This is a genomic window from Wolbachia endosymbiont of Nasonia giraulti (genome assembly GCF_048054155.1).
GTDB classification, from domain to species: Bacteria; Pseudomonadota; Alphaproteobacteria; order Rickettsiales; family Anaplasmataceae; genus Wolbachia; species Wolbachia pipientis_C.
Window position 1 is genome coordinate 1 of the sequence record NZ_JAFEVH010000045.1, and the last position, 7,560, is coordinate 7,560.

A 7,560-nucleotide genomic window follows, 5' to 3' on the forward strand; every position below is an offset into this window, starting at 1 on the left:
AATTTCAGATATTATAGCCTTTTACTTGTTTCCGGACAACCTCTTAAACCATATTCAATAAGTTTATCGTGAAATTGTACCCTTGAGTCTAGCTTGGATAACCACCATATAAATGCTACTGTTTGTATTAATAACGTGATAATTACTGTAATTGGGATTTTTTGATTTTGCATGTTTCTCCTAACTGTGTAATCTTTCAACTACTTCTTGTTTCCGGTTACGAAATATTACTGCTCAGATTCATGTTCTTTTTCAGCATTATAGAGCAAGTGTATAATTTCATCGTATGGTTTATCTTTATTGTGCCGTGATCTTAGCACAGCTACATCTCTTGGGTTTTTTCCATCTATATCTCTAATATTAGGATTTGCGCCTTTCTCCAATAAAAACTTAATAACTTCTAGGTGTCCTTCACCTGCAGCGTGATGTAAAGCTATTCTTTTAAATGCATTTCTATCAAGTGCGTTTATATTTACTTTTTCCTCTTCTATTAAAAATCTGATAATGTCTAAACATCCTTTTCTTGCTGCACAATGTAACGTTGTTCCACTCAAGTTTGGAACCATATCCTTTACTAAAAGTTTTACTATTCCTAAGTTGCAATTACTAGTAGCCACTTGTAATGTTTTGTTATAATTATCTGTAGCTTTAGATTTTTGATAGCAATAAGTAATAACAACGCATACTATTAATAGTATGAACCATACGAAATGTAGTTTATCTCTTTCATTATACTTTATTTTTTTCATATTTGGCACACAGTTTCTTAATATTAAATAGATCATTTACTCATTTTTTTCTTAACATTACTTACTCAAAGATGCTGACAACATAGTAAGGTAACCTGAGCTATTTAAAGTATGCTCCGCTCTGTTAACTATCCATTCACCATCTACCGCTTGATTAAAAGCTATAGGATTAAGTTTAGCTTCTGCAAATAACTCTGGATTACCAGGTATAGTGATATCCAATACTGCATTATTTCGCTTTAGTTGTTTTAACTTAGCATTTGCTGCACTTAGTGCTGATTCTGCATTTGAGTACATTTCTAACATAATATAACTTGGCTCGCCGCTACCAACTGTTTCTTTAATAGTTTCGCCCTTTTCATAGCTATGCCACTTTGCCACTACTGAATTATACTTATCACGTACGGTAAAATGCACTTTCCAGTTAATTGTATCTTGAGGTCTAATAGTCGTTGTTCCTAAAGCTTTTCCTGTGGCTGATTTTGCCATATTCTTTGAAATAAATAATATATACCCACCAGCTAATTTTGCCATTGCTTCACGCTCTGTTGCGATCTTTGTTAACAGACTTATATCACTTTCATCTGCCTGATTAATATGGGGTATCAATACATCCTTAAATTCCTCAGCGACTTTGTATCCATATCCATGTTTTTGGGCTATTTCTTTTACTAAGTTTTCTATGGTAATTTGGCGCCATTCTTTTGATACTTTTGCCTTCAAAGATATTCTTAAATTTGTTGCATGAGCTTTGATTAGTAGAGTCTTAGGTGGACCCTGTATAGTCACTTCGTTGACTGTATATATACCCATTGGAAAGATTCCAAATTCCTTATAACCTAGTGCTATGTTCAATTCATTCGGAATATCTATGTCTTCATCCCTGTAATCAACACACACTTCAACTACATCATCTATTATTCCTGATTCATCTGTAAGGTGCAATGATATAACTCTATCTTTAATTGATTCACATTTATCTATTATAAAATCTGGCTGCATTTATTCCCAGACCTTTAATTTTGACTTTTGTACTATTTTCTTAATAGTAGGAAGCTTTATCTTTAATCCTGCGGGCAAAAAGCTTCCGTATTCTGCCAAACCCAAGTTCTCTGCTAGTACTAATTCCACTACTCCATCAGTAAATCCGTAATGTTTCCAGCAAATCAGATCTAACATCTCATTTTCTTTACTCACATAGTATATAGTCATCTATAGCTTTTTAAACTCAAACTAAATTCAATTTTTCTCGGTAGTCCATTAGGTAAAAAATACATCTGCTTTTCTTCTAACCTAGTAATTACGAATTGTCCTAAAATATTACCTAAACTATCTACTAAAATATGTGGTTTTTCAGTTTCTTTCACACTCTTTAATTGATTTAGCACGTTGAGATTATGCAGATAAATCATTCCTTCTAAATCTATATTTTCTACACCTTGACCGATATTTTGTAATAGTGGCATATTTTCAATACACTCAATCGTGCTCCAACGATTTTCTCTGCTATACTTTAAACTTGTGGGAGCAAACTTATACGGACCAAGAGATAGCATCAATAAAATGTCTCTACCGTATCAAATAAAACATCACGTGACTTTTCTCTTATCCTTTTTATTACTTCATCTGCAAGACTAAGAACATCTTGGTTAGGTTCTGCTTTAATGCTGATAGTGTAATTATTAGTGATGTTCTGAGTTTTATTTTGTTCTTTATTTTCAAACTTACTCCTTGCAAATATCTTATCGCTCTCTGTAAACTTTTTCTCCTCAATAAGGCTTTTGACTCTGAAGCTATTTTTATTTCTCTTTGAAAATTCTTTAATTATACTGTTACCTAGCACAGGATTTCCACTGTTGAGAATATTACTTTTTAGGGGAGTGTGCACTGCTTTTACTTCAGTTTTTCTTTTTTCAAACTCTTTCAGTGGGCTATTTCCCAATACTTTTCCAAATATACTTTCACCTATCCATGAAAAAGCTTCTTCTATGGGTTTTATTATCGATTTCCAAAAGCTAGAGAAAAAGTCTTTTACCTTTTGCCAGTTAGTTATAACAAGTGCTGCGCCAGTGACAAGTCCAGTAATTAAAAGTCCTATAGGGTTACTCATTATAGCGAGTGTTACTGCTCTTAGTCCTGTTACTACTGCAGGAAAAACTGTAGCTGATAAAAATGAAAATACTCCAAGTAGGTTTGCTTTCAGACTAAAAATCGTACTTCCTAGCAATGTAAATCCGTATCCTAGTCCCACTGCTACAACTTTTAAACTTATCAAGGCTGCTACAGTACCCATGATTGCTTTGGTTAAAGTTGGATATTTTTCTGCAAATAACGCTATGCTTCTAGTTTTTTCTTGTAAAAATTCAGCTATAGATTTTAAAGTAGGCAGCATCACTGAACCCAGGTTCATACCAACTTCAGCTATTGCGTTGCGAAGAAGTCGTAATTTACTGGCTGTGGTGTCTACACGGTTTTGAAATTCTTTCTGCAACGAGCTCTTGTACTCTTCTGTGTCAGATAGTAACCTTATAGCATCTTCGTATTTGTTAAAACTTCCAGCTAATAATGCAATATCATCTTGATATTCCTGACCGAAAAGTTTCATAAGGATTGTAGAACGTTCCTGGTTATCCATTTTCTTTAGAGTTTGAAAAAAGTAGAGTAATGCTTCTTCGCCGTTTTCGCTTATTCTTTGTACTATTTCTTCTGCAGTTATGCCCATTTGCTCTAGTGCTGCTTTAAAATCCCCTCCTTGTTCTTCAGCAGTCTGAAGTTTACTAAGTAGAGCATTTATAGCAGTTGCAGCTTTTGCTGGTTGTTTACCTAAACTAACGAAGGCATTTACTAAACTACTTGTTTCCTTGATGTCAAGACCAAATTGTTTTGCAGTACCACCAACTATTGCTAGAGCTTCAACCATATCTTTTGCTTTGGCAGCAGTGTTATCTGATAAGTGATTGATTACATTACCAACGTATTCCATTTTACTAACATCAATTCCATAAACGTTAGAGAGTTTAGCTATAGAATCACCTGCTTGCTCTGCAGACATATCAAATGCTGTAGACATTTTTGCCACTGTTTCTGTAAACATAAAAAGATCTTCTTTCTTGATACCAAGTTGACCACCACTTGCAGCTATTTGTGCCAGTTCTGCGGCTGATAATGGTATAGTACGTGACATCTCTTTTAACTTCTTTGCAAATTTAGTTGCTTCATCCGTTCCTTTTTTAAAATCTACCACTTTTGTAACATCAGCCATAGCACTTTCAAAGTCAATTGCAACTTTAACTGGAGCTGCAAGCGTTAGCCCTAGCCCAATAGTCTCTATAATTTGTGACTTAAAATGTGCTTTGCTTGCTAAAAAACTTTGGTGACTACGTATTGCAGATCCAAGCTTACCATACTTACCTTTTAATACTTCAATAGAAGAGCCAAGTTTATGTTGGTCACTTACTAAGTACTTAATATTTCTTCCACTTTTTCTTACTTCTTCATTAAATGAATGCAAAGCATCTCTCTTTTTCAAATATGCTTCTTTTGCTTTTATTGCAGAGGTTTTGGCCTTGTCAAATTCTGCTTTTAAAGTTTTGCTCGGTTTCTCTATTGCCTTCATTTGTTTAGCTAAAGATTTTACTTGATCTTCAAAGCCTTTCCATGACCTCTTGCTAGTCAAAACATCATGACCTAACTGCTTAAACTTTGATACTGATTTTAAAGATGAGTCAAGCTTTCTTATATTCTCACCAAGATGAGTAAGTTGACTGCTACTTCCTTTTATTACAGTACTGAAACTGCCATCTAAAACTGCTCCGATTTTTATAGATAATGTTGACATTGTACCTTCCTCGCTGCTTTATGCCATAAGATAAATTCATTAATCTCCATATCAAGTATTTGTTCAACCCCGCCTCCTACAACAGAGCTGAACATTAATACTTCTAATCTCAAGTTTTTTGGATAATCGGTGAAAAAAAATCCTTTAATACCTCTTGAATTTTCACATAATCAGCAATATCTAACTCTTCAATTGCTTCTTTTGCAACTGATGTCAAATTGGCAGTCAAAGTTACTTCTTTACTAAGGTCACTACCATTTAAGCGTTCAATTGCAAGATAGTCTCTAACTTTTGGACGTCTAACAGTAAGTTCTGAGACAGAAATTCCATCAACTGTTATTGGGTTATTAAGTGTTATAGCTTGCATGTTCCTCCTTAAAAAGTTAATTAAATAAAAGTCTATATCGGCTTTTACATAACTAATTTTTTTGTATGGTGCTATAAATAGGATTAGCTTTGATAAGAATCTTTTCTGTGTTCAATTGAAGTAATAACTACTGTATGTTCTGGTACATCTATATAATAAAGTATACGATAGGTACTCACCCGTAAACTACGTTGTCCACTTAAGTTATGCTTTAATGGCTTTCCAAGTCCAATTGGATCAACTGTTAGACGCTCCATTATTGCCTTCTTAACCATTAACTTTACTTTTGCTGGAAGGGCCGGAATGTCTTTCTTTATAACAGATTCTGAATAGTCTATATTGTAAGGCTTAATCCCAGAAGGCATCTTGATGTTTAACCCTCTTTTCTTTATAGCGTTCGTCAGCAATCTTAGATAATTCCATATCTTCAATTTCTTCTTCCATTAATTCAGTTAATAACTTTAAAACGGACTTGTCTTGAGATTGTGCTACACTAACAAGTAAACCAGTTAGCTGCTCTATGGAATTTGTATGAGCTTTAGAATCCATATTAACTATATACCTACAACTTCTTATATTTTAACATTTTTATGTAATTTTGTCAACCATATTAGATCCCTAGAATCGTTTGTAGCAAGGCCATCTGATCAACACCATTTATCTTTCTAATCATATTTTCAGCATCGATTTCTATCAGCTCATTACCGCCTATAGTAAGTTTATAGTAATGGGCAGCTACAGTACATTTCAGCGTTGCTTTCTCAGCAGGTTTCCAGTTACCAAAATCAAATTCTTTAAAAATGCCTCTTAAATTGATTATTACTGCTCCAATATCATTACTTCCACTACCTTGCATTCCACCTCTGAGCGTCAAAGATACCGAATTTCCATTTATCAACCCAAATAGCCGAAAGAGCTCTGTATCGTATTCAGCAAAAGTGAAATCTGCTTCAAGCTTTTCCATGCCCATGTCAATATTTATTGGAATATCCATACCACCAGCACGGTACTCTTCTGTTTTTATGGTAAGCTTTGGTAGCGTAATTTCATCTATTTTTCCTGCGTAACCACGACCATCAACAAATATGTTAAAATTCTTTAAAATCTTTGGTAGCATTTCTCTTTCTCCTTTTTACAATATTGCGCCACTCACCAGGTGTGACCTAAAAGTAATCTGTTCTGCTGGATATGGTGGTGTAAACTCGAAGTCAAAATACACTTTCCCGCTTGCAATATTTGCCGGTGTATTGAGTTCGGGAGTTGCATAACATTTTCCACTGATAATTGCTCCTTGCGCTTTTAAACTTGCAAGGTAAGAATTCACCCCCTCAATCACATCATCTATATAAGTTTTGGTGATATTGCGATCAACTGCCCATAAATGAGCTCGAAGTAGACTATCGTTGATTAAATCTGCAGTCCTTCTCACTGACAAAAAAGCCCATTTTGAGTCATCTGAACATGTTCTATTGCCCCAAAGCCTGTAGCCATTTTGATGAATTATCGTTGTTACTTCATTTTCATTCAAGTGATTTGCTCTACAATTTGTATCACCAAGCGTAAAATCAATAGGCCTGCTTGTTCCAACAATACCATTTATCTCTTTATTTGAAGGTGAGTGCCAAAATCCTTGTTCGCTATCTACTTTCGCTATTAAACCAGCTACAAATGGGCTTGCCGGTTTTTCTTCCCCTTCAAATACTTTAACCCACGGATCAACAACATAAACTCTTGAGCTGCCTACACTTTTTCTCCACTTGATTGCTTCTTCATCATTGGTATTTGGTCCATCTGCTACTATTATGCTTCTCAGCTTTTCTGCTATAGGAATTAATGCTGAAACCACTGAATTTTTGCCATCTTCTGGTAATTGGTGAGTAAATTGAGGTGCAATTAGTATTCTAGGTAGCACATGAACTATACTTTCACTACTGAGGAATGCCTCTATCCCTTGATACTCTCCAGTCTCTTTATCAACACCGCCAATTATATTTTGGATAGTTTCACTTTCTTTGAGCTTTGAATCGCTGTTTTCACTTTCTTTAGCTCGAATAACTACTACTGTTGCACCAATTTGGGAAAATATTCCATTTATTGCAGAAGGTAAACTGCCACTCTTTCCAAGCTTTGCTGCTTCTTTTAAGCTTCCTGCTATTAATACTGGTCTATTCAGCGGAAACTTTTGCTCATCAGCTTCAGGTGCAGTACCAATTACACCTATCACTGATGATTTAGCTGTACGTACTGTCTTTGCTCCTGAGGTTACCTCAATAACATTTACTCCGTGTAAAAATTCTTCAGCCATTTCTTTGTATCTTTTGTTTAAAATCGTTTAGTAAGTTCTCTAGCTCATTTTTACTTTTTGCTTCTGCAATTTTCTTCTTGGTAATGTCTTCCAACTCTTCACATTTAATTATTTCTTTTACTGCTTTTTTTGCTTTTTCTTCAATTATTCTTGCCATTTCAATAACTGTAATACCACGGACTTTTGCTAATGGTTCTATAATTTCTGTATCCTTTTTACTTATAGACTCTGGTGCTGCTAGAATGCTTTTTGCGGCTTTTTCTTGTATTTGATACGATTTAGCTTTTTGGTGAGAATTTCC

10 protein-coding genes and 1 pseudogene are annotated in these 7,560 nt (G+C 34.6%); all 11 read right to left on the reverse strand.

Annotated features, from left to right (window positions below; translation table 11 throughout):
• Nucleotides 1-227 precede the first annotated feature (227 nt).
• The gene (locus JR312_RS05220; protein WP_416647895.1) at nucleotides 228-749 is read right to left on the reverse strand and encodes an ankyrin repeat domain-containing protein; all 522 of its coding nucleotides are present in this window, start codon (nucleotides 747-749) and stop codon (nucleotides 228-230) included.
• Between the two features lie 57 nt (nucleotides 750-806).
• Nucleotides 807-1,751 (reverse strand): contractile injection system protein, VgrG/Pvc8 family, encoded by a 945-nt coding sequence (locus JR312_RS05225; protein WP_213863549.1) that lies wholly within the window; start codon nucleotides 1,749-1,751, stop codon nucleotides 807-809.
• Complete coding sequence (locus tag JR312_RS05230) at nucleotides 1,752-1,961, reverse strand: tail protein X (RefSeq protein WP_010081876.1); 210 nt, start codon at nucleotides 1,959-1,961, stop codon at nucleotides 1,752-1,754.
• Nucleotides 1,958-2,305 (reverse strand): phage tail protein, encoded by a 348-nt coding sequence (locus JR312_RS05235; RefSeq protein ID WP_022626303.1) that lies wholly within the window; start codon nucleotides 2,303-2,305, stop codon nucleotides 1,958-1,960. The genes JR312_RS05230 and JR312_RS05235 overlap by 4 nt, the downstream gene beginning before the upstream one ends.
• A complete protein-coding gene (locus JR312_RS05240; RefSeq protein ID WP_316659346.1) occupies nucleotides 2,305-4,587 on the reverse strand; it encodes a phage tail tape measure protein in 2,283 nt (760 codons plus the stop codon). Before JR312_RS05240 ends, JR312_RS05235 begins: the two co-directional genes overlap by 1 nt.
• A gap of 109 nt (nucleotides 4,588-4,696) precedes the next feature.
• Nucleotides 4,697-4,954, reverse strand: a complete 258-nt coding sequence (locus JR312_RS05245; protein WP_010405430.1) for a phage tail assembly protein — start codon at nucleotides 4,952-4,954, stop codon at nucleotides 4,697-4,699.
• Between the two features lie 83 nt (nucleotides 4,955-5,037).
• Nucleotides 5,038-5,319 (reverse strand): type II toxin-antitoxin system RelE family toxin, encoded by a 282-nt coding sequence (locus JR312_RS05250; protein WP_416647896.1) that lies wholly within the window; start codon nucleotides 5,317-5,319, stop codon nucleotides 5,038-5,040.
• Nucleotides 5,303-5,503 (reverse strand): hypothetical protein, encoded by a 201-nt coding sequence (locus tag JR312_RS05255; protein WP_007303020.1) that lies wholly within the window; start codon nucleotides 5,501-5,503, stop codon nucleotides 5,303-5,305. Before JR312_RS05255 ends, JR312_RS05250 begins: the two co-directional genes overlap by 17 nt.
• 61 nt (nucleotides 5,504-5,564) lie before the next feature.
• Complete coding sequence (locus JR312_RS05260) at nucleotides 5,565-6,071, reverse strand: phage major tail tube protein (RefSeq protein ID WP_416647897.1); 507 nt, start codon at nucleotides 6,069-6,071, stop codon at nucleotides 5,565-5,567.
• A 15-nt stretch (nucleotides 6,072-6,086) separates the two neighbouring features.
• Nucleotides 6,087-7,259, reverse strand: coding sequence for a phage tail sheath subtilisin-like domain-containing protein (locus tag JR312_RS05265; protein WP_416647898.1), 1,173 nt, complete (start codon nucleotides 7,257-7,259; stop codon nucleotides 6,087-6,089).
• Nucleotides 7,252-7,560 (reverse strand): annotated as a pseudogene (locus tag JR312_RS05270) (hypothetical protein); the annotation flags it as partial. The gene JR312_RS05265 and the pseudogene JR312_RS05270, both read right to left, overlap by 8 nt.